This window comes from Spiroplasma sp. ChiS (genome assembly GCF_002968355.1).
Taxonomy (GTDB): Bacteria; Bacillota_I; Bacilli_A; order Mycoplasmatales; family Mycoplasmataceae; genus Spiroplasma; species Spiroplasma citri.
The window spans coordinates 1-1,719 of sequence record NZ_PUUH01000086.1 but is presented as its reverse complement, the minus strand read 5'-3'; the positions used below and the strand labels follow the sequence as shown (position 1 = coordinate 1,719).

4 protein-coding genes and 1 tRNA gene are annotated in these 1,719 nt (G+C 23.1%); 4 read left to right on the top strand and 1 reads right to left on the bottom strand.

Annotation, left to right across the window (positions count from 1 at the left end):
* The 4 genes from C6B38_RS09785 to C6B38_RS03140 form a co-directional block, all read left to right on the top strand.
* Positions 1-233, top strand: a 233-nt coding sequence (locus tag C6B38_RS09785; RefSeq protein ID WP_199558566.1) for a hypothetical protein, incomplete at its 5' end; no start/stop codon positions are given.
* 2 nt (positions 234-235) lie between these two features.
* Complete coding sequence (locus C6B38_RS03150; RefSeq protein ID WP_105298627.1) at positions 236-712, top strand: lipoprotein; 477 nt, start codon at positions 236-238, stop codon at positions 710-712.
* Positions 713-715: 3 nt separating this feature from the next.
* Entirely contained in the window at positions 716-1,060 is a 345-nt protein-coding gene (locus C6B38_RS03145; protein ID WP_105298626.1) for a hypothetical protein, read from the top strand.
* 45 nt (positions 1,061-1,105) lie between these two features.
* Positions 1,106-1,351 (top strand): hypothetical protein, encoded by a 246-nt coding sequence (locus tag C6B38_RS03140; RefSeq protein WP_105298625.1) that lies wholly within the window; start codon positions 1,106-1,108, stop codon positions 1,349-1,351.
* A gap of 130 nt (positions 1,352-1,481) precedes the next feature.
* Here C6B38_RS03140 and C6B38_RS03135 read toward each other — a convergent pair.
* Positions 1,482-1,572: transfer RNA gene (locus tag C6B38_RS03135), tRNA-Ser, on the bottom strand.
* Positions 1,573-1,719: the final 147 nt, after the last annotated feature.

Sequence of the window (1,719 nt, the reverse complement as noted above, 5' to 3'; positions counted from 1 at the left end):
CTAATAAATGATACTTATTAATCTATTTTACTAATGATAACAAATATAATATTAATCGTAAATTTTGAGATGGAACAGATGGCGATGCTACTAATAATAAGTGGCGGCCTGATTTAATTGGTTGGTCAAGTAATTGAAAAGAAGTATATATTTGAACAAAAGATACAATTCCAACCGATAATGATATACCAAAAATAGACGATAATGGTAATATAAAGGTTAAAGGAGAATAAAAATGAAAAGATTATTAAGTATTATTGGTGTAATTACATTACTAGGAACAAGCACAACAAGTTTAGTTGCTTGTAACACACAATATAGCGAAGATGAATTAAAAAAAGAAAAAGAAAAAAATAACATAACTACAAAAGATGGTATTTTAGAATGAATATCACCCCAAGAAAAACCATTTAATCAAGTTGATAATAAATGATACTTTATTGTGTGACGTGGTGATAAAAATGATAACTGAAAAATTATTAAATATAAATATGAAAGACAGGGTTTATTAGAAGAATATAATAACTTTATTCTTTCTATAAATAATCAAAAAGAATTATATATTTTTAAAAAGCAAGGATTAATAGGGTTTAGTACTAAATGAAATAAAAATAATGATTATTTTAAATTAGTATATCGTTGAAATTTAGATACAACAGAGCCAAATTTAGTTATTGATAATGATGGTAATGTAAAAGTTAATGGTGAATAAAAAATGCCAAATTGGTTATTACTTCTTATTATAGGCAACATTATTTTTTGAGTATTTGTTATAGTAATTATTACTATAGTAATAATTAATCAAAATAAAAAAATTAATGAAACTGTTGAACAAGAAATAGAAGATAAATTAAAACAGTTAAATCATAATAATTATGTTTGAAAAGATAATCAAAATTATTATAATTTAAAAAATGAATTACGTTGTTGTATTATGGATAATAGAAAAACCTTCCCTAGTTTTTCAAGGGCATATAACAATAATTCAACAACTAAAAAGAAAGAAATTTATAATATTGTAAAAAAATATTTAGAATTAGATAAACAATATCAAAAATAAAATATATTTTAATTAAAATTAAATTTGGTAAAAAGAGGTAAAATAATGGCAGTTATTAAAAAATCGTTAGATTGTGAGATGCCTGATTGTAAAGATAAGGTATTAGCGAGATTTAAAAAAAATGAAAATGGTGATTTAGTAAGACAAATGCAGGGTGATTGACCTGTGCAGTTGTGTATTAATCATTTTAAAGAATTTCAAATAAAAATTAAAGAAACAATGGTATATATGGAAAAGCAAGATAAAGAATATAAAGATATGCTTAATACTATGATTGTTAAAAAGAATTAAAAAAGAGATTATTAAATCTCTTTTTTTAGTGTTATTACTTGTTTTAAGGGCTATATTAGCAATGAAATATATTAAGTTATTTTTTTATTTTTGGAGAATTATGAAATTAAGTAAAAAAAGTCTAGTTAAATGGCGGAACAGGAGAGACTCGAACTCTCACATCGGTTACCCGACCTAACATCTTAGCAGGATGTCCTCTTGTCCAATTTGAGTACTGTTCCATATGGAAATACTAAAAATGTCGTATTTTACAGCATTTCAATTTTATTATAACATTTTTATGTTATTTGTTTAGTATTTATATATAAAAAGTATTGTATTGGTAAAATAATAGTGTAAAATAAAGGTAATGGTTTAATCTTTTTCCA